Raw genomic sequence first — 19,766 nt, 5'->3', positions numbered from 1 at the left:
GGCCCATGCGACGTTCCCGGGTGGTGGCCCTGCTTGCGGCCGGTGGGTTCGCGGCGGCCGGCTGCTCGGCGCCCGGCCCGGCCGAGGTCACCTTCTACGCCGACGGCCACACGATCAACACGACGCCGGTGCTTTCGTGCGACTACTCCCGGCAGCTCGCGCAGCCGTGCAGCGCCACGGGCGACACGCAGACGCTCAAGGTCCGCCCGGGCAAGCCGGTGCAGATCTCGGTGCCCGGCGAGGTCGCGGACGCGCCGTGGCAGATCGTCTACGAGTACGTCACCCCGCAGGGCGAGTACAAGCAGAGCGATCCGATCCCGTTCACGTCGCTGGACCGCTACGCCTACACCGTGACACCCCCGACCCCCGCCGACCGCATTTCGGCGGTGGACGTGCAGAAGTACACCGCCGTGCTCAACTCGAGCACCGGTGAATCGGGCCTGCTGCCCAGCGACGTCTGGGGTCTCCGGCTGGAGGCTTAGGGGTCGATGTCCCGGGCGACCGCGCGCATGATTTCGGCGATCTGCTTGGTGTGCTTGCGGTCCGGGTAACGGTTGCGCCGCAGGTCCGGCTGCACCTTCAGCTCCAGGAGCTTGATCATGTCCTCGATCAGGCCGTGCAGCTCCTCGGCCGGGCGGCGGCGCGCTTCGGCGACGGACGGCGGCGGGTCGAGCAGCCGGACGGAGAGCGCCTGCGGCCCGCGGCGGCCGTCGGCGACGCCGAACTCCAGCCGCTGTCCGGCCTTGAGCCCCTCGACGCCCTGCGGCAGCGCGGCCTTGCGAATGTAGACGTCGGCGCCACCGTCCTGCGTGACGAACCCGAACCCCTTCTCCGCGTCGTACCACTTGACCTTGCCGGTCGGCACTTCCCTCACCAGTCCTTCTGCTGTCCGCTCACGACGAACGCGCCCGGGGCGTACCCAGGGCGCGCTGGGTAAAGGGTATCTCGCCACAGGCCCTGGGGAGAAGTCGATACCGGCGGATACCCTCATGCCTCATGAAGACCACGACGAAGGAGGCCGCCGTGGCCGCTCGCGGCAAACCGTTCCTGATGCGCGTCGGCATCGGGCTGTTCGGCCTCGGCATGCTCGCCGTGCTGGCGGTGTTCATCATGTTCGCCGCCGGCCTGGAGAACCTGCCGATCTGGTTGTCGGTCGCCGCCGGGGTCATCACGCCGCTGGGCCTGCTCCTCGGCCTGATCGCCCTGGTGATCGAGGCGCGCGCCAAGTAGACACAGCGCAGCTCCGCTGCTCCGTTGAGGGCGGTGGCGGGGGCATGGATGGACTAGGGCACCGCCGCGAAGGTCTTCTCGAACCAGTCCGGGAACTCCGTCAGCGACTCGAACACCACCTCCGCTCCTTCGCTCAGCAGCAGCGTGCGATCACACGGCCCGGTGGTGACACCCACCGCGATCGCGTTGGCCGCGAGGGCACCCCGGATGTCGCCCGCGTGATCTCCGACATACACCCGGGCGTCGTGGGCGAGGAGCGCTTCGGCCTTCTGCGTCGACCACAGCTCGCCGATCACTTCGTCGACTTCGAGCCCGAGCGCGTCCACGTGCAACTGTGCGTTGGGCCCGTACTTCCCGGTGACGACCAGCGTGCGCCCGCCCGCGGCGTGCACCGCGCGGAGTGACTCGGCCGCGCCCGGCAGCGCGACCGCACTCGGCACGACCACTTCCGGGTACATCGCGCGGAACCGGTCGACGAGCCCCGGGATGCGTTCCTCGGGCGCTTCGAAGCCGCGCAGGATGTCGTCGAGCGGCGGCCCGAGGTTGGCCGCGAACGCCTCGCCGTCCAGCGGCAGGCCGGATTCGGCGCCCAGCGCGTTCATCGCCGCGGCCATGCCCGGCCGGGCGTCGATCAGTGTCATGTCGAGGTCGAACCCCACGGTGATGCCCACGATCCACACGGTACTGGGCACCACCGACAGTTTTACACGTAAGCCGATCATGTACAGCACCTTGACAGTGGAGTGATCTGTGTCAAGGTGAGGGTGTGACCAGCTTCACCGAACGGACGAAGGCGTCCCTGCGGGAGGCGCTGCTCGACGCCGCCGCCGACCTGCTGCCGGACCGCGGTCACGCGGGCCTGCGGATGGCCGACGTCGCGGCGAAAGCCGGCGTGAGCAGGCAGACGGTCTACAACGAGTTCGGGAACAAGGCGGCGCTGACCCAGGCGGTGGCGCTGCGCACCGCGTCGGAGTTCCTCGACGGGATCCGGCAGCGGTTCGAAACGGCGGACGGGCTCCTGGCGGGCATCCACCACGCCGTCGTCTACACGATCGAGCACGCGCGGGAGAACCGCCTGGTCGCGGCGGCGCTCGGCACCGAAGCCGGCGAAGACCTGCTGCCGCTGCTCACCACCAGGGGCGAGCCGATCCTCACCGCGGCCGCGGACCTCGCCGCCGAGCAGTACCGCGAGTTCGAACCCGAGCTCTCCGCGGGAGCCGCGGCCCTGCTCGCGGAGACCGTCGTCCGGCTTTCCCTGTCCCACCTGGTGCTCTCCACGCACTCGGCGGCCGAGGCGGCCGACGCCGTCACCGCGGTCCTGGAACCCGCCATCCGCCAATTCGTCCACAATGGAGTGAAACGATGACCGACACGCTCCCGGAGCTCCGGACCGGCTTTTCCTCACTGCGCAAGGGCGGGCTGAACTGGGATTCCTTCCCGCTGCGGCTGTTCGTCAAGGGCAACAAGAAGTTCTGGAACCCGGCCGACATCGACTTCAGCCGCGAACGCGAAGGCTGGGACACGCTCAACGACGAGCAGAAACGCAGCACGACGTACCTGGTCGCGCAGTTCATCGCCGGCGAAGAGGCCGTCACCGAGGACATCCAGCCGTTCATGCGGGCGATGTCGGCGACCGGCCGGTTCGGCGACGAGATGTACCTGACGCAGTTCTGCTTCGAGGAAGCCAAGCACACGGAGGTGTTCCGGCGCTGGATGGACGCCGTCGGGCTGACCCAGGACCTCCACCCGTTCGTCGCCGAGAACCCGCACTACCGCAAGCTGTTCTACGAAGAGCTGCCGCAGTCGCTGCGGGCGCTGGAGGACGATCCCAGCCCGCTCAACCAGATCCGCGCGAGCGTCACTTACAACCACGTCATCGAGGGCAGCCTGGCGCTCACCGGCTACTACTCGTGGCAGCTGATCTGCACCCAGCACGACATCCTGCCGGGCATGCAGGAACTGGTCCGCCGCATCGGCGACGACGAGCGCCGTCACATGGCCTGGGGCACCTTCACCTGCCGGCGGCACGTCGCCGCGGACGACTCGCTGTGGGACGCGGTGCAGCAGCGGATGGGCGAGCTGCTCCCGCACGCGCTCAACATGATCCAGTGGGTGCAGGACCAGTTCGAGGAGATCCCGTTCGACAACGACCCGCAGGAGATCATCCAGTACGCGGCCGACCGGGCGCAGCGACGGCTGGGCGCGATCGAGTCGGCGCGCGGGATGCCGGTGGAGCAGATCGACGTCGACTATTCGCCGGAGCAGCTCGAAGAAACCTTCGGCGAAGAGGACGCGAAGGCGATCGCGGAAGCCGCTGCCGCGGTGGGCTGAGGACGCCCCGGCGGGTGGGGCACCTCGACCGAGGTACCCCACCCGGATCTTCACCAGTCCCAGCTGAGGATGATCATCGGACACCTCCTTCCGTGGAATCGCGCAGGAACACGCCTGGCCGCCCGGCGCGGTTTACCCGCGCTTCGCGGATCCGTCAGCTCGCCGGCCAGTAGACGGCGTGCCAGCCGAAGGACAGGTCGGACCGGCCAATGATCGTCCCGTCGGCGGAGATCCCGGTCGCCCAGCTGTAGCCACCGCCGGGCAAGGCGCCGAGGATCGTTTCCGTGCCGTCCGCGGCCCAGCGGGCCGCCACCGATTCGACGTTGCCGACGGCCGTGCCGGAGTCGTTGAGCGCCACCGCCTCGGACCGCCGGGTGGGCTCCAGCACGGTGGCCCCGCGCGCGCTCCAGCGCACCGCCCGGTCCTGGGCGAAGTCGACGGACCCGTTGCCCACGACCACCCCGGCGCGGTTGATCGCGCGCGGCGTCGCGGAGGCCGGAGCCGCCGGCCAGTCGAGCCGGACCCGCTGCCCGTCCCGCTTCCAGGCCACCGGGACCCGCGAGCCCGCCTCGGTGACGCTCCCGGCGATCACGCCGAAGTCGTTGATCGCGGCCGCCGTGGCGCCCGGGTTGCCCACGTTGCCCGGCGAGAGGTCGGTGATCGCGCCGGTGGCCGTCCAGCGGACCGCGTGCTCATTGCCGGCGGAATCCGAGGCGCTTCCGCTGATCAGCGAGCCGTCCGCGGTGATCCCGGTGACGACGCCCTGCCCGCCGCCGGGCAGCGAAGCGAGCTGGGTGACCGAGCCGTCCGGGGCCCAGCGCAGCGCGACGTACGTCCCCTGCGGGGTGCTGCCGCTGCCGGCGACCACGCCGGTCCGGCTGATGGCTCTCGCTTCGGAGGCCCCGGCCCACGGCAGCGCGGTGACGGAGCCGTCCGGGGCCCAGCGGACCGCGTGCTCCTCACCGCTCGCGTCCTGGGCCCAGCCCACGGCCACCCCGGCGTCGTCGACCGCGACCGCCCGGCCCTGTTCGCCGCCCAGCGTCGGCAGGGCGCTGATCCGGCCCTGGCTGTCCCACTTCACCGGGTGGAAGCGCATGCGCACGTCATACGGAAGCGACTCGCCGACCATGGTGCCGGTGGCGTTGATCGCGGCCACGGTGCTGAACGCGTCGCCCGGCAGGGTGCCCAGGTCGACCGGCGCGACGTCGGCCGCGGCCGCCACGCCCGGCAGGCCCAGCGCGGCCGCCGCGAGCAGCGTCCCCACGGTGATCGGTTTCTTCAGGCAGGACAGCACGACTCCCCCTCCGCCGGCAGTTCCCGTCGCTCCCGTGTCGGAAGCGCTCCCTCCGCCGTGAAGGAGCAACGCCCGGCTGCCCCGGTCGGTTTAGGCGTGTTTCGTGGCGGCCGCGTTCTCCAGGCCGAGCAGGCTGATCGACTTCTCCCGCATCTCGACCTTGCGGACCTTCCCGGTCACCGTCATCGGGAACTCCTCGACGACGTGCACGTACCGCGGGACCTTGTAGTGCGCCAGCTTGCCGCTGCAGAACTCGCGTACCTTCTCCGCCGTCAGCGGTTCCGCACCTTCACGCATCCGGACCCAGGCCATCAGCTCTTCGCCGTACTTCTCGTCCGGGACGCCGATCACCTGCGCGTCCAGGATGTCCGGGTGCGTGTAGAGGAACTCCTCGATCTCGCGCGGGTACAGGTTCTCGCCGCCGCGGATGACCATGTCCTTGATGCGGCCGGTGATGTTGAGGTAGCTGTCGCCGTCCATCACCGCCAGGTCGCCGGTGTGCATCCAGCGGGCCGCGTCGATCGCTTCGGCCGTCTTGTCCGGCTGCTCCCAGTACCCGAGCATCACCGAATAGCCGCGCGTGCACAGTTCGCCCGGCTCGCCGCGCGGAACCGTCAGGCCGGTTTCCGGGTCGACGACCTTGACCTCCAGGTGCGGCCCGACCCGCCCGACCGTCGACACGCGACGCTCGATCGAGTCGTCCGCGCGGGTCTGCGTGGACACCGGGGACGTCTCGGTCATGCCGTAGCAGATGGACACCTCAGCCATCCCCATCCGGTCGATGACCTGCTTCATCACCTCGACCGGGCAGGGCGAGCCGGCCATGATCCCGGTGCGCAGGCTGGACAGGTCGAAGCTCCCGAAGTCCGGGTGGTTCAGCTCGGCGATGAACATCGTCGGCACGCCGTAGAGCGACGTGCACCGCTCGGCCGCGACCGCTTCGAGGGTGGCCTCCGGGTCGAACGCGGGGGCCGGGATGACCATGCAGGCGCCGTGGCTGGTGCAGGCCAGGTTGCCCATCACCATGCCGAAGCAGTGGTAGAAGGGCACCGGGATGCAGACCTTGTCCGCTTCGGTGTAGTTGCAGAGCTCGCCGACGAAGTAGCCGTTGTTCAGGATGTTGTGGTGGGACAGCGTGGCGCCCTTGGGGAAGCCCGTGGTCCCGGACGTGTACTGGATGTTGATCGGGTCGTCGGCCGACAGCCCGGCCTGCAGGTGCGCCAGCTGCGCCGGGTCACCGCCGCGGCCGGCGTCCAGCAGCGCGTCCCAGTCCCCGCCGCCGAGGATGACGACCTGTTCGAGGGCCGCGCACTTCCCGCCCACCTCCTCGGCCATCGCGGGGTAGTCCGACGTCTTGAACTTGTCCGAAGCCACGAGCAGCCGGATGCCGGCCTGGTTGAGGACGTACTCGAGTTCGTGCGCGCGGTAGGCCGGGTTGATGTTGACCAGGATGGCGCCGATCTTCGCCGTCGCGTACTGGAGGAACGTCCACTCCGCCCGGTTCGGCGACCAGATCCCGACCCGGTCGCCCTTGCCGATGCCCTGCGCGACCAGCCCGAGCGCCAGCGCGGCCACTTCGGCGGCCAGTTCCCGGTAGGTCCACCGCCGGCCCGCGGCCCGGTCGACGAGGGCGTCCCGGTCCCCGAACGCGGCCACCGTCCGGTCGAAGTTGTCGCCGATGGTGTCCCCGAGCAGCGGGACTTCGGAGGTCCCCGAGGCGTAGCTCGGCAAGGCGGGCGCGTCAGGCATGGTGCCTCCTGAAGTCGGCGGTGACTGGGGCCGAGTCTAGGAATCAGGTGCCCAGTCGGCCACCACGGTGGCAGGATCCTCCTGGGAAGAGGGAGGGAACCGATGCGAAGAATCCTGGCTCTGGTGTCCGCTTTCCTGCTGCTGGCGGTGGCCGCCCCGGCGTCGGCGGCGACGAAGGTGATCGTGCTGCCCGGCGCCACGTCCGCGGAAGGGATCACCGCCGCCGGCGGCGGCACCTACTACACCGGCGACCTCATCGCCGGCACGATCTTCCGCGAGGACGTCCGGCGCGGCACGGCCGAGCGCTTCATCGAGGCGCCACCGGGCACCATGGCGGCCGGAGTGGACTTCGACCGGCGCCACGACCTGCTGTTCGTCGCCGGCGCGGCCGGCGGCAAGGCCTACGTCTACGACGTCCGCACCAAGGCGAAGGTCGCGGACTACACCTTCGGCGACCCGCAGACGTCCTACGTCAACGACGTGGTGGTGACCCCGCAGGGCGCGTGGTTCACCGACTCCTACCACCCGCAGCTGTTCTTCGTGCCGTTCGTGGCCGGACGGCTCGGCACCCCGCGCACCCTGCCGCTGAGCGGGCCGGGCGCGGGCGGCTCCCCCGGCGACTTCTTCATGAACGACATCATCGCCACGCCGTCCGGCGACACCCTGCTCGTGGCCGCCACGATTCCCGGCAAGGTGTACAAGATCGATCCGCGCACCGGGGTCAGCACGGAGATCGCGGGCGTGAACGCGCCCAGCGTCGTCAGTCTCGTGCTCGAAGGGAACCGGCTCTGGGCCGTGCAGCTCGACGACAAGATCACCCGTTGGTGTCTCGACGGCGACCTGGGCCACGGCGCGGCCACAGGCACGATCACCGATCCGCTGTTCGACCAGCCGGTTTCGGCGATCAAGATCGGCAACCACCTCGCCGTCGTCAACTCCCACATCTACAGCGGCTACCCGCCCACCAGCCCGACGTACGAAATCCTCGTCGTCGGCGCGTGAGTTGGTAGGGTCCGAACGGAATTCGAGGGGGCGATCGATGGCCGGGTTCCGCGACGAATTGACCCAGCTGCTGCAGGCGCGCTACCCGCTGCTCGTCGTCGAGACGCACGAAGAGCAGCGGGTGCTGCGGGAGATCCGCGCGGTCGCGGAAGACGCCCACCGGCTGCGGACCCCGCGGCGCGTCTACGTCTGGTCGTCCACCACCGGGCTGGCCCCCGCGGGCGGCCCGCCGATCAGCGAGACGCGCACCGCGGCCGCCGCGCTCGAGCGCGTCTACGGCTGGGGTGAGCCCGCCGTCTTCGTGTTCGCCGACCTGCACCCGTCGCTGGTGTCCGAAGGCGGGCACCGGCCCGATCCCGAGGTCGTGCGGCGGTTGCGGGAACTCGCGGCCGCGTTCAAGACCCGGCCGGTGCCGCTGAGCCTGATCCTCGTGTCGCCGTCGCTGCCCGTGCCGCCGGAACTGGAGCACGACGCGACCGTCGTCGACTTCCCGCTGCCCGACCAGCGCCAGATCGGCGAGCTGCTGGACAGCATGGTCGCCGCGCACCGGCAGAACGTCCGGATCAGCATCGACCGCGACGACCGGGACATGATCGTCGCCGCCGCGCGCGGCCTCACCCTGCCCGAGGCCGAAAACGCGTTCGCCAGGGCCCTGGTCGAAGGCGGCGGGCTGGACCCGAGCGACCTGGAGCTGATCCTCGCCGAGAAGCGCCAGGCCGTGCGGCGGTCCGGGATGCTCGACATCGTGCCGGCGGAAACGAGTTTCGACGCCGTCGGCGGCCTCGACCGGCTCAAGCGCTGGCTGACCAAGCGCACCGGCACGTGGACGCCCGCCGCGTCGGCGTACAACCTCGCGGCGCCGAAGGGCCTGCTGCTCACCGGCGTCCCCGGCTGCGGCAAGAGCCTGTCCGCGGTGTGCGTCGCGAACATGTGGCGGCTGCCGTTGCTGCGCCTGGACCTCGGGCGCGTCTTCGCCGGGCTCGTGGGGTCGAGCGAGAAGAACATCCGCACGGTCATCCGCACCGCGGAAGGGATCGCGCCGTGCGTGCTCTGGGTCGACGAGATCGAGAAGGGCCTCGCCGGCGCGGGCGGCGGCGGTGACGGCGGCACCGCGCGGCGCGTGTTCGGCACGTTCCTGTCCTGGATGCAGGAGAAGTCGGCGCCGGTGTTCGTGATGGCGACGGCGAACCAGGTCGGCTCGCTGCCGCCGGAGTTCCTGCGCAAGGGCCGGTTCGACGAGATCTTCTTCGTCGACCTGCCTTCGGCGCTCGAGCGCGCCGCGATCTGGCGGATCCACCTGCGCAAGCGCGTCACGGATCCGTTCGTGGGCAGCGAACTGGGGCTCGACGACGCGCTGTTCGCCGAGCTCGCCGACGTCAGCACGGGCTACAGCGGCGCCGAGATCGAGCAGGCCGTGCTGTCCGGGTTGGTCGACGCGTTCGCCGAGAAGCGGCCGCTGCGCCGGGACGACCTCGTGCGGGCGGTGAAGTCGACCGTGCCCCTGTCGGTCACCCAGGCCGACGAGATCCTGGCCATCCGGAACTGGGCGGAGACCAGGGCCGTGGCCGCCACGGACACCGGCGATCCCGAGCCCGTCGCGCCGCCACCGGCGTCACCGAGTGGGAGGACGATCGACGTATGACGCACCGCGTGACCGTGACGATCGGCAAGGACGGCTCGATCAGCGCCGAGACCCACGGCGTGACCGGGTCGAAGTGCCTGGACTACATCCCGCTGCTGGAGGACCTGCTCGGCGCGGAGACCGAGACGTCGGAATTCACCGAGGACTACCGGCGCACGTCCGCTTCGGTGGAAGACACCGCTTCGCAGCAGCAGTCGCAATGGAACTCCTGAACCTGCACCGGATCGTCGACGTCACCCTCGCCGAAGGCCCGGGGGCGCGGTGTGCCGTGTGGACGCAAGGGTGTTCGGTGCGCTGCCCGGGGTGTTTCAACCCGCAGACGTGGACGACCCGCGGCGGGTTTTCCTTGCCGTGGCCGGAGTTGGCCGCCCGGGTGCTGGCTGTCTCGGGGATCGAAGGCGTCACGCTGCTTGGCGGTGAACCGTTCGACCAGGCCGAGCCGCTGGGTCACTTCGCCGCGGCGGTCCGGGCCGAGGGGTTGTCGGTGATGACGTTCACCGGGCACGTCCTGGAGGACCTGCCGCCGTCGCTGCTGCTGGACTCGACGGATCTGCTGGTGGACGGGCCGTTCCTGGCGGACCGGCCGGAGCCGTCCCGGCCGTGGGCGGGCTCGGCGAACCAGCGGTTCCACTTCCTGACCGACCGCTACGACGAGTCGATCTTCAGCACTCCGAACCGCCTGGAACTGACGATCGCCCCGGACGGCGCGATCGAGCTGAACGGGTTCGCCACCACCGAAGTACTCGAAGCGCTGCTCGAAGGGGAACGCCGATGAGTGTCACGCTCAAGCTGCGCAGTGAGGCACTGGCCCAGCTCGACGCCGCCACGATCGCCGCGCACGCGCAGGCGCGGCCGGGGGTCGTCACTGTACGGACCCGGATGCGGCACCGCGATCTGCTGGCGCGCGCTTTGGCCGGGCTTCGAGCCCAGGTGACCGACGACGGCACGTCCGTCGTCGCCGCCTGGGAAGGGCGGCGGATCACGTTCGGCTACGGCCCCGAAGGCGTCCAGGTAGCGCACGTCGACGGGCCTGGCCTGGTGCCTGCGGAAGCGTCGCGGCTGGTGTTGTCGGTCGACGAGGCGTACGCGGCCGAAGTGCAGCGGGCGGTCCTGGCCCGGCTGAAGGAGCGGGCGGGGCAGGCGGGGATGCGCGTCGAGTCCGAGCGGGTCAACGCCGACCAGTCGATCAGCGTCACGCTGGCCGCCACGTCGTGACCGAGACCAGGGTCGGGCTGATCGAGTTCGGCAAGGCGATCCACGACTCGGTCACCGTCCCCGGTCTCGGCGAGCTGCCCGGCGGCCAGGTGAGCACGGGGCGCGCGGTCCGCGGCGCCCGCGCGCGGCTGGTGCGCGCCGACCGGGTGCTGGAGGACAACCTGCGCCTGGGGATCATGGTGCGGAAGAAGTTCTTCTCCAGCGAAGTCGAGCCGGTGACGGACGCCGGGTTCCTGAAGGACGTGTTCGTCGCCGTCGGGCGGCGGGACCTCGGCAACGGCGACGCGCTGGAGCTGTACACGGACGACGTCGTCGGGCCGGACCTGAGCCACCCGGAGGGCGTGGCGACGGTGGTGGCGCCGGCTTTCGAGCCGCTGACGGGGTTCCACGCGCAGGTGGCCGTCCGGGAGGGCGTCCTGCGGTTCGGTGCGTTGTGTGCTTCGTCGCGCGGCGGCCAGCCGATGCGGGTGCTCGGGCTGTTCGGGCCGGCGGGGCCGCTCGAGGAGCTGCGGCCGGGCCGGCCGGCGACGGTGTTGCTGGGCTTCCAGTGCGACGTACCACCGTTGGCCGGCGACACGCTGACGGCGTTCCCGGCCGGTGACGCCGGGGAGCAGCGAGCGGGGACGGCGGTGGTGCACGGCGTGACCGAACTCGGCACCGGCGCACTGGTGGCGGCGGTCGAGGTGCCGGAGGGGCGGAGCGCGGCGTTCACGGTGGGGGTCGGCGTCCGGGTGCTGCGCCCGATCGGGACGACGTTCAACGAGCGGCACACGGTCATCGCTTCGGGGCTGCCGGTGCTTTCGCTGGCACGGGACGGGATCGCGGTTCCGTCGTCGGCGGGGTCGCGGGTGTTCACGGTGGGGCTGGGGACGCGGGACCTGCGGCAGAACGACGTCCTCGAGGCGTATGAGCTGCCGTTGGCGCCTCCTCCGGCTCCGTTGGTGGATGTGAACGTGGCCGCGGAGCCGGAGCTGGCGGGCCTGCCGGGCTTGACTCCGGAGCGCGTGGCTTCGGCGCTGGAGCTGCGCCGGCGGCAGGGCGGCTTCCCGACCGTGGAGGCGTTCGGAGTGGCGATCGGCTTGCAGCCACACGAAATAGTCCGCCTCCGCGGACGGGCGACGGCCGGCCGGGTGACGTTCCGCGAGACGGGCGTTCGTCAGCTCGACATCTGAGGAGTTCCGCTACGCTCGCGGACGTGCCGGAGGAATTCTCGCTGGGCTTGACGGAGGTCGCCGCCGCGGTCCGGCGCACGAGCCTCCCGGCGAACTGGCACCCGTTCGAGATCCGCAGCCCGGGCCACACGCTGGAGGAGAACGAGCGCATCCTGGCCGCAGCGTGGGACGCGATGAGGGAGCGCGGCCTGGCGGGCGCGGAGAAACTGGACATCGAGGTCGAGCAGACACTCCGGGCGTGGACCCAGCCGGAGGTCCTGATCATCGTCCGCGCGGCCGAGGTGACAGACGCCCGCCAGGTGTTCTACCGAGCAACGATCGGCCACGGCCTGGGGGTGTTTTCGGAGTTGGCGGGTGAGGAGATCCTGTTCGCGCAGACGCGGCCGGACAGGCTGGTCGACCTGGTGGTCGGCATGCTGCCGAGCTACCGGCCGGTGCCGCTGGCGGAGCTGGCATTCGTCGCGCCGGGCACCCGTGAAGACGCCGCCGCGGCGGCTGAGTTTTCGTCCTGGCCCCTGCACCGCTACGGCACGTTCGAGCTGTCGGCCCGCCAGGGCCAGGGCGCACTTCACCCGATCGGCGCAGCCACGTTCATCGACAACGACGCCGGCCGGTTCGTCATGTTCAACGAGCCGCTCCCGGGCGACGAAACCCGCGTGCGATTCACCCCTTCGGATGGTTCTCACCTGCGGAGCTGGCTCCTCGACCGTGGCCGGAACCACTGACACCGCCGGTTCGTCACTAGTACAGTGCGGAGGGACCACGCAGGGTGGTCCTTGGACGACGGGGAGGGCGTCATGGGCGGTTCGCAGTTCGGCGCACCGGGGTCGTTCACACCCCCACCGGCAGCCGGCGACGCCGGGGCGAACTTCCTGTCAGGCCTGCTCGAGGGACCGGCGGACTCGGAAGCGGCCCAGCGGGTAAGCGAAGGCGGTCACCACCTGAAGTCCCTCGCCGAAGGCGGCCAGTTCGCGGTGAATGAAGAGGGTTTCCAGGCGTACATGAAAGCCTGCGACTTCTTCCTCGACGGTTACAACAGCATGATCCGCGAGGTATTCGTCCTGGCCAACCCGGCTCAGATGGGGGGCGGCGAGTACGCCAAGGCCGTGGCGGAGTTCAACGTGAAGGTGGCGAACGGCGACGAAGAGTCGCTGATCCCCAATCTCATCAAGATGCGTGACGGTGTCCAGCAAGCGCGCGAAGCCATGATCATCGCTCGCAAGAATTACCGCGAAACCGAGGAAGCGCACAGCATGACGTTCGCCCAAATGAACAAGGGGCTGCAGGAGTAGTGACCGCGCGAGGCATTACGATAGTTCTTGCCATTGCGGCTCTCGCCGGAGGCCTCGCGGGCTGTACGAGCGAGGTCGGAGGTCAGGCCGCTCCGAGCTCGCAGGCAGCGGGAACGACCACGCCCGCGACCGGCGACCCGGACAATCCGTTCGCGGGCCTCAGTCCCTGCGCCATTCTCGACCAGGTTCTCGCGGAGCAGGGCTTCCCTCCGGCCACTCCGACGCTCGCGGACTCCAAAAACGGCTGCGGCACCAAGAAGCCCACGTCCGGCAACGTCCAGTCCGTGGATGTCGCGCTGGTCCTCCAACCCGGCGGGAACTACAGGGACAATGTGAACAACCCAGGCCAGGCCAGCGAGGGGAAAGTCAACGGGCGCCCCGCAATCGAGGAGCAAGAGCCGCAGCACTCCTCGGGCCAATGTTCGATTCGCTTCCAGGTGAAGCAGAATTCTCGGGCTCTGCTGGTGCTCAGCTCGGATCTTGATACCGCGAGCGCATGCAAGCAGGTCGAAGACGTCGCTGCGAAGGTCGAACCGCTACTGCCGAAGAACTGAGACGGAGTCCAGCCATGAGTCAGCCGCACCGGGCGCAGCATCGCCAGTCCGAGGGTGACTACTACGCGGAAACCGCACAGAAGCTCCAGGGCGACGCCGAAGGCCAGCACCTGACCGAGAAGGCCGCGTCGAACTACTCGGTCGCGCAGGGAAAACTCCTGCAGGAGGGCCAGAACCTGCGCGGCGACTCCCCGGCACCCGGTGAGAACTACGCGAACAGCCCCCACGAAGTGCTCTACGACATGGTCCACAAGGACCTCGACATCGAAGGCATCAACGACCGCAGCCGGGTGGCCAATGTCTACGGCAACTGGCTGGCCGATGCCTCCAACCAGTTCCGCGATGCGGCGACCGCCGCCGGGGGTTCTTGGCAAGGGCCCGCGGCCGAGCAGGCGAACACCTTCTTCCAGAGCACCGCCGGTCACACCGAACAGACCGGCAACGCCATGCAGCTGGTCTCCAACCACTACTCGCAGCAGTCGGCGGCGGCTCACTACGCCAAGACCAACATGCCCGAGCCCACCGGGTTCGACCAGCAAGCCGAAATGGACAAGGCCCGGCAGCAGTACGAATCCGGCAACCTCATCGGGATGAACACGACGATGGTCGGCATCCAGGCCAAGCAGCAGCAGGCCGATGCCGCTCATCAGCAAGCCGTTCAAGTCCTGCAAGGCCTTGACTCCACCTACCACGAGACCGCCAGTACCCAGCCGACCTACACCCCGCCTCCTCAGCTCGGGCAAGGGGACTCCACCTCGGTCAGCGGGTTTCACGGCACCGGCAGCACCGGCTTCACCGGCACCCCCACCATCGGCGGCGGGACCGGCGGGACCACCGGCACCTTCGTCCCCGGCGGACCGGCCGGCACAGGCGGGGCAGGAGTCCCAGGAGCGCCGGGCGGCCCGGCACCCACCACACCGCCCACCTACGTCCCCCCGGGGGCCAGCAGCGGCACCGGCACCTTCAGCGGCAACACCAACTTCCGCGCCGCCCCCGCGGCCGGCACCTTCGGCCGGGTGACGCCCGATGGGCTCGCCCTGCCCGGGACCACCGCCGGTGGTGGCTCGACGACCAGCGGGGACACCGTCCGCGGTAAGAGCACCGGGCGGGCCGGCTCCGGGTTCGCCGGGTCGCGCGTGTCCGGGAGCGCCGGCAGCCCCGGCAGCTCAGACAGCGCCAAAGAAGGCGCCAAAACCGGCAGCAAGACCGGCGAACGGCTCGAGCGCGGGGCGACCGCGGCCGCCGCGGCCAAGGGCAAAGGCGGCACCGGGGCCGCCGCTCCGGGGGCGGCCGGGAAAAAGAAGGAAGACGACAAAGAACACAAGAACAAGTACGCCGTCGACGACGAGGTCTTCGACCTCAAGCCGGAGCGCGGGCCCGATGGCGAAAAGGTCGTGAAGCCGACCATCGGGGAGACCACCTAAGGGACAGACCCGAGGGAAACCCGAAATAGCCCGGCTACATTGGTGACATGCGCTTCTTCATCGTCGACGCCTTCACCGATCGCGCCTTCTCCGGGAACTCCGCCGGGGTCGTCCTGCTGGACGAGCCGGCCGACCCCGCCTGGATGCAGGCCGTCGCCGCCGAGATGAAGCACGCCGAGACCGCTTTCTTCGTCAGAAAGACGAAGTCGCTCCGGTGGTTCACCCCCGCCGTCGAAGTGGCCCTCTGCGGGCACGCCACCCTCGCCGTCACGCACGTTCTCGGCGGGGAACAGACTTACGTCACCAAAAGCGGCGAGCTGCGCGCCAAAGCCGAAAACGGCTGGGTCGAGCTGGACTTCCCCTCCGACCCGCCGCACCCCACCGACGACGACCTGTCCGCAATCCTGCCCGGCATCGAGATCCAGTACACCGGCCGCGGCGTCGAGAACCTCTTCGCCGTCGTGAAAGACGCCGAAACGGTCCGCGCCCTCGAACCCGACCTCGGCAACCTCAAGGACACCTGGACCGGACGGCTCCTGGTGACCGCGCAAGGCGACGAAACGGACTACGTGAGCCGCTTCTTCGCCCCCGGCGTCGGCATCGACGAGGACCCCGTCACCGGCTCCGCGCACTGCATCCTCTCGCCCTACTGGTCCGAGCGGCTCGGCAACAAAGAACTGACCGGTGAGCAGGCATCGAGCCGCGGCGGCATCGTGAGAACCCGCCAGGACGGCGACCGCGTCCACCTCGCCGGCCAGGCCGTCACCGTCCTGAGCGGGGAGCTGCACGTCTGATGCGCACGCTGCTGAACATCATCTGGCTCGTCCTGTGCGGCTTCTGGATGGCCGTCGGCTACCTGATCGCCGGCGTCATCTGCTGCATCCTGATCGTCACCATCCCGTTCGGGCTGGCGTCGTTCCGGATCGCGCGCTACGCCTTCTGGCCGTTCGGCCGCACGATCGTCGACCGGCGGGACGCCGGCGCCGCCTCGTGCGTCGGGAACGTCGTCTGGTTCGTCTTCGCCGGGTGGTGGCTGGCGCTCGGGCACGTCTTCACCGGCATCGCGCTCTGCATCACGATCGTCGGCATCCCGCTCGGCATCGCGAACTTCAAGCTGATCCCGGTGTCGCTCGTGCCGCTCGGCAAGGAGATCGTCGAGATCGCCTAGGACTCCGGCGAGAACGGCAGCTCGACCACCAGGCACGGCCCGCCGACGAACAGGCCGCCGTCGACGCCCAGCGCCTTGCCGCCCGCGTACAGGAACGGGCCCTCGATCTGGGTCGGGTGGATGCCCAGCTGGTCGGCGATGACGCTGTGCCCGTGCACGATCCGCGTGCCGCCGAGGGCGTCCATCAGCTTCTGGGCGTTTTCCTCGCCGTCCGGGCCGCGGAAGGCGTAGCGCGTCGTCATCCGGCGCCAGACGTCCCACCAGGCCTCGATGTCGCTGCCCTCGAGGATGTCGCGAGCCGCCTCGTTGATCTCGTCGATCGACGAGCCCCAGTCGAGGTACTCCAGCGTGTCCGAGTGCAGCAGCAGGTGGTCGGCGGCGACGGCGGCCAGCGGGCGCGCGGTCAGCCACTCGATGTGCTCGGGGGTCAGCCGGTCCTGGTCCGACAGCAGGCCGCCGTTGATCTCCCAGCTGCGGGCGAAGCTGCGCGGGCCGAAGTCCGACGGCACCGGCTCGTCGCCGAAGTGGTACATCCCCAGCGCGAGGATCTCGTGGTTGCCCAGCAGCGTCTGGACCTGGCCGCCGGCCTCGGCCGCCTCCGCTTCGAGCCGCATGACCAGGTCGATCGCTCCGACGCCGTCCGGCCCGCGGTCGACGAAGTCGCCGAGGAACCACAACTGGGCCTCGCCGCCGGACCAGTGGTCCTCTTCGTCGACCAGGCCTTCGGATCTCAGCGCGTCGGCGAGTTCGTCCCGGTGGCCGTGGACGTCGCCGACGACGTACGTCGACTTGCTCATCCGCTGACGATATGCCCTGTGGCCAGCCGCCTCACGGTCAGCCTTCGCCGAACGGATCCTGAGTTCGCCCGATCAGGTCGGCGATCGAGTCGATCACCATGGTCGGCCGGTACGGATAGCGTTCGGCCGACTCCGGGGTGGATATGCCGGTGAGCACCAGGATGGTCTGCAGACCGGCCTCGATGCCCGAGTGCACGTCGGTGTCCATCCGGTCGCCGATCATCAGCGTCGACTCCGAGTGCGCGCCCAGCCGCCGCAGCGCCGAGCGCATCATCAGCGGGTTCGGCTTGCCGACGTAGTACGGCGAGCGGCCGGTGGCCTTCTCGATCAGCGCCGCGACGGACCCGGTGGCCGGCATCGAGCCCTCCAGGCTGGGGCCGGTCGCGTCGGGGTTGGTCGCGATGAACTTCGCGCCACCCTCGATCAGCCGGATCGCGCGCGTGATGGCGCTGAAGCTGTACGTGCGGGTCTCGCCCAGCACGACGTAGTCGGGGTCGCGCTCGGTCAGCACGTACCCGACCTCGTGCAGCGCCGTGGTGAGGCCCGCTTCGCCGATGACGTACGCCGAGCCGTTCGGCCGCTGCGACGAGAGGAACTTCGCGGTCGCCAGCGCCGAGGTCCAGATCGACTCCTCGGGGATGTCGAGCCCGGTGCGCTCCAGCCGCGCCCGCAGGTCGCGCGGGGTGTAGATCGAGTTGTTCGTCAGCACCAGGAAGTCGATGCCGTTCGCCTTCAGCTCGGCGAGGAACTCGTCGGCCCCCGGGACGAGGTGCTCCTCCTTCACCAGGACGCCGTCCATGTCGGAGAGGTACGTCCACCGGCGTTCGCTCATGGCGCGAAACCTATCACGCGCGCGAGACACCTGCGTGATACACCGAAAAGGGCTACAGTTGGAATTACCGGTATCGCGAGGGGAGTCGCGTTGCCGGTCACCGAGGGGGTTCGGGGGAATACTTTTCGACGTCGACGGCGTGCGCGCCGCCGCGCAATTCTTCCTGCCCCCGCACCGAAGGGGGAGAATCATGACCGAAATCATCGAGCGCCCGGCGGCGGCCGGGCCGATCACCGAGCCGAACTGGGGACTCACCAAGTTCCTCGACCCGCTCCGCATTCCACCCGTGTTCCGGCCACGCGGCCGGGAAACGATCACCATTCCGATGGTCACCAAGCGGCAGCGGCTGCACTCGGAATTGCCCGAAAGTACGTTGTGGACGTACGCGGGACATTTCCCGGGTCCGACGATCGAAGTGCGCAGCGGCCGGCAGCTGCGGATTTCGTGGTCGAACGAAATCGACGGCGCGTTCCCGCTCGTCGCCGTTCAGGGCCCGTTGGCGAGCGCGCCGACCAGCCGTCCGGGCCGCGAACTGGACAAGGAGGGCTATTCGATCGTCGAGGGCGTCGCCGACCTGCCCGCGTGGACGGTCGTCCACCTCCACGGCGCGCGCACCAACGCCGGCAACGACGGCTGGGCGCACAACGCCGGCCTCGCAGGGACGTCCCAGCTGGCCGAGTACCAGAACCGCCAGCCGGCGATGCCGCTCTGGTACCACGACCACGCCATGGCGATCACGCGCTTCACCGTCCACACGGGCCTGGCCGGGCTGTACCTCATCCGCGACGACGAGGAGGACGAGCTCGGCCTGCCGCACGGCGACCGCGAGATCCCGCTGATCCTCACCGACCGGAACCTCGACACCGACCCGGCGACCGGCGCGCTCACCGGGCAGCTGCTCTACAAGTTCCCGGTCATCCCCGGCGGCCCGGCGATCCCGTTCTCGGGCCCGTTCAACCTGGTCAACGGCGTGATCTGGCCGCACCTGGACGTCGACCCGCGGTGGTACCGCTTCCGGCTGCTCAACGCGGCCAACTCGCGGTTCTACACGCTGAACCTGGTCGACGAGAACAACAACCCGGTCAACGACGCCGTCCGCCTGATCGGCACCGACGGCGGCCTGCTGCCCGCACCGGCGCCGCTGCCGGCCGGCGGCCTGACCGTCGCCCCGGCCGAGCGCTTCGACGTCCTCATCGACTTCAGCCGCTTCCCGGGGCGGAAGCTCAAGTTGCGCAACGCCGACCCGCGGCTGGGCGGCGTCGAGCCGGACCTGATGGAGTTCCGGGTCGACGGCCGGCCCCGGCACGACCCGTTCACGCTGCCGGAGAAGATCTCGACGTCGTACGTCCGGCTGCAGCACGGCACGACGCTGCCGGAGGACCACGACCACGTCTGGGTCGCGCTGCTGCTCAACCAGGCGGGCCACCCGGAGATGTGGGACCTCGAGCAGGTCGAGACGGACCCGGGCGGCGAGGGGATCATCCAGCTCCAGGACCCGAACGGCGGCCTGAAGACGTTCCGGATGGTGGGGCGGATCTTCGACGACACCACCGGCGTCTTCATCGACCACGACCGGTGGGCGGTGTGGAACATCCTGCACGTCGCGAACGGCGGGCCGGCCCACCCGATCCACATCCACCTGACGGAGTTCCAGGTGCTGTTCCGGCGGCGCTTCACGACGACGTTCGACCAGGCCGGCGAGCGGACGACGGCGCCGATCGACGGCTTCACCGACGTCCCGCTGGAGAAGTACGAGGAGGGCTGGAAGGACACGATCATCGTGAACCCCGGCCAGTGGGTGAGCGTCGCCGGGCAGTTCGGCGGTGGCACCGGCGAGTTCATGTACCACTGCCACATCCTCGACCACGAGGACGAGGGCATGATGCGGCCGTTCGTCGTGCACCCGCCGGCGGTGGCCAAGTTCCACGTCCACCCCGGCGGCGGCCACCACCACGACGCCGCCTGACCCGCGTCTCATGCGCCCCAATGTGGCGTTCGGTGCATCTGACGCACCGAACGCCACATTGGGTGCGTCAGACGCACCCAACGCCACATTGGGGCGCT

Annotated in this window: 23 protein-coding genes; 17 read left to right on the top strand and 6 right to left on the bottom strand. The window is 69.9% G+C overall.

Annotated features, from left to right (window positions below):
• Positions 1-5: 5 nt before the first annotated feature.
• Positions 6-482: a DUF2771 family protein gene (locus ACWEF6_RS26100; RefSeq protein ID WP_449685349.1), complete on the top strand. Its 477-nt coding sequence runs from the start codon at positions 6-8 to the stop codon at positions 480-482.
• On the opposite strand, the gene ACWEF6_RS26095 is transcribed toward ACWEF6_RS26100, so the two are convergent.
• The gene (locus tag ACWEF6_RS26095) at positions 479-865 is read right to left on the bottom strand and encodes a cold-shock protein (protein ID WP_013230216.1); all 387 of its coding nucleotides are present in this window, start codon (positions 863-865) and stop codon (positions 479-481) included. The two genes, ACWEF6_RS26100 and ACWEF6_RS26095, sit on opposite strands and share 4 nt — an antisense overlap.
• A gap of 131 nt (positions 866-996) precedes the next feature.
• Between ACWEF6_RS26095 and ACWEF6_RS26090 the strand changes: the two genes are divergently transcribed.
• On the top strand, positions 997-1,230 hold the full coding sequence (locus ACWEF6_RS26090) for a hypothetical protein (RefSeq protein ID WP_449685348.1): 234 nt from the start codon (positions 997-999) through the stop codon (positions 1,228-1,230).
• A 53-nt stretch (positions 1,231-1,283) separates the two neighbouring features.
• On the opposite strand, the gene ACWEF6_RS26085 is transcribed toward ACWEF6_RS26090, so the two are convergent.
• The gene (locus ACWEF6_RS26085; protein WP_449685347.1) at positions 1,284-1,901 is read right to left on the bottom strand and encodes an HAD family hydrolase; all 618 of its coding nucleotides are present in this window, start codon (positions 1,899-1,901) and stop codon (positions 1,284-1,286) included.
• Between the two features lie 95 nt (positions 1,902-1,996).
• Here ACWEF6_RS26085 and ACWEF6_RS26080 point away from each other — a divergent pair, with 95 nt between their 5' ends.
• Both ACWEF6_RS26080 and ACWEF6_RS26075 read left to right on the top strand, forming a co-directional pair.
• Positions 1,997-2,596, top strand: coding sequence for a TetR family transcriptional regulator (locus ACWEF6_RS26080; protein WP_449685346.1), 600 nt, complete (start codon positions 1,997-1,999; stop codon positions 2,594-2,596).
• Positions 2,593-3,561, top strand: coding sequence for a R2-like ligand-binding oxidase (locus ACWEF6_RS26075; RefSeq protein ID WP_310968702.1), 969 nt, complete (start codon positions 2,593-2,595; stop codon positions 3,559-3,561). Before ACWEF6_RS26080 ends, ACWEF6_RS26075 begins: the two co-directional genes overlap by 4 nt.
• 154 nt (positions 3,562-3,715) lie before the next feature.
• Here ACWEF6_RS26075 and ACWEF6_RS26070 read toward each other — a convergent pair whose 3' ends face one another.
• Entirely contained in the window at positions 3,716-4,855 is a 1,140-nt protein-coding gene (locus ACWEF6_RS26070; protein WP_449685345.1) for a hypothetical protein, read from the bottom strand.
• A 90-nt stretch (positions 4,856-4,945) separates the two neighbouring features.
• Entirely contained in the window at positions 4,946-6,604 is a 1,659-nt protein-coding gene (locus ACWEF6_RS26065) for an AMP-binding protein (protein WP_449685344.1), read from the bottom strand.
• A gap of 102 nt (positions 6,605-6,706) precedes the next feature.
• Between ACWEF6_RS26065 and ACWEF6_RS26060 the strand changes: the two genes are divergently transcribed.
• From ACWEF6_RS26060 to ACWEF6_RS26005, 12 genes are all read left to right on the top strand, one after another.
• Positions 6,707-7,606, top strand: coding sequence for a hypothetical protein (locus ACWEF6_RS26060; protein ID WP_449685343.1), 900 nt, complete (start codon positions 6,707-6,709; stop codon positions 7,604-7,606).
• 37 nt (positions 7,607-7,643) lie between these two features.
• Complete coding sequence (locus tag ACWEF6_RS26055; RefSeq protein WP_449685342.1) at positions 7,644-9,248, top strand: AAA family ATPase; 1,605 nt, start codon at positions 7,644-7,646, stop codon at positions 9,246-9,248.
• Positions 9,245-9,460, top strand: a complete 216-nt coding sequence (locus tag ACWEF6_RS26050) for a DUF2997 domain-containing protein (protein WP_176174579.1) — start codon at positions 9,245-9,247, stop codon at positions 9,458-9,460. The genes ACWEF6_RS26055 and ACWEF6_RS26050 overlap by 4 nt, the downstream gene beginning before the upstream one ends.
• Positions 9,448-10,023: a 4Fe-4S single cluster domain-containing protein gene (locus ACWEF6_RS26045; protein WP_449685341.1), complete on the top strand. Its 576-nt coding sequence runs from the start codon at positions 9,448-9,450 to the stop codon at positions 10,021-10,023. The genes ACWEF6_RS26050 and ACWEF6_RS26045 overlap by 13 nt, the downstream gene beginning before the upstream one ends.
• On the top strand, positions 10,020-10,463 hold the full coding sequence (locus ACWEF6_RS26040; protein WP_449685340.1) for a hypothetical protein: 444 nt from the start codon (positions 10,020-10,022) through the stop codon (positions 10,461-10,463). The genes ACWEF6_RS26045 and ACWEF6_RS26040 overlap by 4 nt, the downstream gene beginning before the upstream one ends.
• Positions 10,460-11,635, top strand: coding sequence for a helix-hairpin-helix domain-containing protein (locus ACWEF6_RS26035; protein WP_449685339.1), 1,176 nt, complete (start codon positions 10,460-10,462; stop codon positions 11,633-11,635). Before ACWEF6_RS26040 ends, ACWEF6_RS26035 begins: the two co-directional genes overlap by 4 nt.
• Before the next feature lie 23 nt (positions 11,636-11,658).
• Positions 11,659-12,360, top strand: a complete 702-nt coding sequence (locus ACWEF6_RS26030; protein WP_449685338.1) for an ESX secretion-associated protein EspG — start codon at positions 11,659-11,661, stop codon at positions 12,358-12,360.
• Positions 12,361-12,432: 72 nt separating this feature from the next.
• The gene (locus tag ACWEF6_RS26025) at positions 12,433-12,927 is read left to right on the top strand and encodes a hypothetical protein (protein ID WP_449685337.1); all 495 of its coding nucleotides are present in this window, start codon (positions 12,433-12,435) and stop codon (positions 12,925-12,927) included.
• Complete coding sequence (locus ACWEF6_RS26020; protein ID WP_449685336.1) at positions 12,927-13,481, top strand: DUF3558 family protein; 555 nt, start codon at positions 12,927-12,929, stop codon at positions 13,479-13,481. Before ACWEF6_RS26025 ends, ACWEF6_RS26020 begins: the two co-directional genes overlap by 1 nt.
• 14 nt (positions 13,482-13,495) lie before the next feature.
• Positions 13,496-14,905, top strand: a complete 1,410-nt coding sequence (locus ACWEF6_RS26015; protein WP_449685335.1) for a hypothetical protein — start codon at positions 13,496-13,498, stop codon at positions 14,903-14,905.
• Positions 14,906-14,952: 47 nt separating this feature from the next.
• Positions 14,953-15,699, top strand: a complete 747-nt coding sequence (locus ACWEF6_RS26010; protein WP_449685334.1) for a PhzF family phenazine biosynthesis protein — start codon at positions 14,953-14,955, stop codon at positions 15,697-15,699.
• A complete protein-coding gene (locus ACWEF6_RS26005; RefSeq protein WP_310968715.1) occupies positions 15,699-16,073 on the top strand; it encodes a YccF domain-containing protein in 375 nt (124 codons plus the stop codon). Before ACWEF6_RS26010 ends, ACWEF6_RS26005 begins: the two co-directional genes overlap by 1 nt.
• Here ACWEF6_RS26005 and ACWEF6_RS26000 read toward each other — a convergent pair.
• A complete protein-coding gene (locus ACWEF6_RS26000; RefSeq protein ID WP_449685333.1) occupies positions 16,070-16,870 on the bottom strand; it encodes a metallophosphoesterase family protein in 801 nt (266 codons plus the stop codon). The genes ACWEF6_RS26005 and ACWEF6_RS26000 overlap by 4 nt on opposite strands.
• Before the next feature lie 37 nt (positions 16,871-16,907).
• Positions 16,908-17,702, bottom strand: a complete 795-nt coding sequence (locus ACWEF6_RS25995) for an HAD-IIA family hydrolase (protein WP_449685332.1) — start codon at positions 17,700-17,702, stop codon at positions 16,908-16,910.
• Between the two features lie 190 nt (positions 17,703-17,892).
• Between ACWEF6_RS25995 and ACWEF6_RS25990 the strand changes: the two genes are divergently transcribed.
• Positions 17,893-19,668: a multicopper oxidase family protein gene (locus ACWEF6_RS25990; RefSeq protein ID WP_449685331.1), complete on the top strand. Its 1,776-nt coding sequence runs from the start codon at positions 17,893-17,895 to the stop codon at positions 19,666-19,668.
• The last annotated feature ends 98 nt before the right edge of the window (positions 19,669-19,766 follow it).

The organism is Amycolatopsis sp. NPDC004772 (assembly GCF_053601215.1).
Note: the sequence above shows the minus strand (reverse complement) of the source record. Positions and strands in the feature narration are given on the sequence as shown.

What these genes read in the sequence shown, in the direction of transcription:
- ACWEF6_RS26060 (WP_449685343.1), top strand. Translation starts at nt 6,707, where the DNA reads ATGCGAAGAATCCTGGCTCTGGTGTCCGCTTTCCTGCTGCTGGCGGTG.
- ACWEF6_RS26090 (WP_449685348.1), top strand. Translation starts at nt 997, where the DNA reads ATGAAGACCACGACGAAGGAGGCCGCCGTGGCCGCTCGCGGCAAACCG.
- ACWEF6_RS26075 (WP_310968702.1), top strand. Translation starts at nt 2,593, where the DNA reads ATGACCGACACGCTCCCGGAGCTCCGGACCGGCTTTTCCTCACTGCGC.
- ACWEF6_RS25995 (WP_449685332.1), bottom strand. Translation starts at nt 17,702, where the DNA reads ATGAGCGAACGCCGGTGGACGTACCTCTCCGACATGGACGGCGTCCTG.
- ACWEF6_RS26040 (WP_449685340.1), top strand. Translation starts at nt 10,020, where the DNA reads ATGAGTGTCACGCTCAAGCTGCGCAGTGAGGCACTGGCCCAGCTCGAC.
- ACWEF6_RS26100 (WP_449685349.1), top strand. Translation starts at nt 6, where the DNA reads ATGCGACGTTCCCGGGTGGTGGCCCTGCTTGCGGCCGGTGGGTTCGCG.
- ACWEF6_RS26050 (WP_176174579.1), top strand. Translation starts at nt 9,245, where the DNA reads ATGACGCACCGCGTGACCGTGACGATCGGCAAGGACGGCTCGATCAGC.
- ACWEF6_RS26025 (WP_449685337.1), top strand. Translation starts at nt 12,433, where the DNA reads ATGGGCGGTTCGCAGTTCGGCGCACCGGGGTCGTTCACACCCCCACCG.
- ACWEF6_RS25990 (WP_449685331.1), top strand. Translation starts at nt 17,893, where the DNA reads ATGACCGAAATCATCGAGCGCCCGGCGGCGGCCGGGCCGATCACCGAG.
- ACWEF6_RS26065 (WP_449685344.1), bottom strand. Translation starts at nt 6,604, where the DNA reads ATGCCTGACGCGCCCGCCTTGCCGAGCTACGCCTCGGGGACCTCCGAA.
- ACWEF6_RS26015 (WP_449685335.1), top strand. Translation starts at nt 13,496, where the DNA reads ATGAGTCAGCCGCACCGGGCGCAGCATCGCCAGTCCGAGGGTGACTAC.
- ACWEF6_RS26010 (WP_449685334.1), top strand. Translation starts at nt 14,953, where the DNA reads ATGCGCTTCTTCATCGTCGACGCCTTCACCGATCGCGCCTTCTCCGGG.
- ACWEF6_RS26005 (WP_310968715.1), top strand. Translation starts at nt 15,699, where the DNA reads ATGCGCACGCTGCTGAACATCATCTGGCTCGTCCTGTGCGGCTTCTGG.
- ACWEF6_RS26000 (WP_449685333.1), bottom strand. Translation starts at nt 16,870, where the DNA reads ATGAGCAAGTCGACGTACGTCGTCGGCGACGTCCACGGCCACCGGGAC.
- ACWEF6_RS26055 (WP_449685342.1), top strand. Translation starts at nt 7,644, where the DNA reads ATGGCCGGGTTCCGCGACGAATTGACCCAGCTGCTGCAGGCGCGCTAC.
- ACWEF6_RS26045 (WP_449685341.1), top strand. Translation starts at nt 9,448, where the DNA reads ATGGAACTCCTGAACCTGCACCGGATCGTCGACGTCACCCTCGCCGAA.